At 69.8% G+C, this 400-nt stretch carries 1 protein-coding gene; it reads left to right on the top strand.

The window, feature by feature from the left end:
- Positions 1 to 400: aconitase family protein (locus tag IG84_RS0137345; protein ID WP_031067941.1), on the top strand; the 400-nt coding region annotated here is incomplete at both ends.

The following is a 400-nucleotide window of genomic DNA, read 5'->3' as shown; positions in this document are numbered from 1 at the left end:
GCGCACCCAGCTGGAGACGCTGCGCAAGAACGCCGCGGAGTTCGGGGTCCGGCTGCATCCGCTGGGTGATGTCGAGCAGGGCGTGGTGCATGTGGTGGGCCCGCAGTTGGGGCTGACCCAGCCGGGCACCACCGTGGTCTGCGGGGACTCCCACACCTCCACCCACGGCGCGTTCGGCGCGCTGGCCTTCGGCATCGGCACCAGCCAGGTCGAGCACGTGCTGGCCACCCAGACGCTGCCGCTCTCGCCCTTCAAGACGATGGCCATCACCGTCGAGGGCGAGCTGCCCGAGACCGTCACCGCCAAGGACCTGATCCTCGCCATCATCGCGAAGATCGGCACCGGCGGCGGCCAGGGCTATGTCATCGAATACCGCGGCCCGGCCATCGAGAAGCTCTCG

This window comes from Streptomyces ochraceiscleroticus, from assembly GCF_000720485.1.
GTDB classification, from domain to species: domain Bacteria; phylum Actinomycetota; class Actinomycetes; order Streptomycetales; family Streptomycetaceae; genus Streptomyces; species Streptomyces ochraceiscleroticus.
This window is presented reverse-complemented; position numbering and strand designations above follow the sequence as displayed.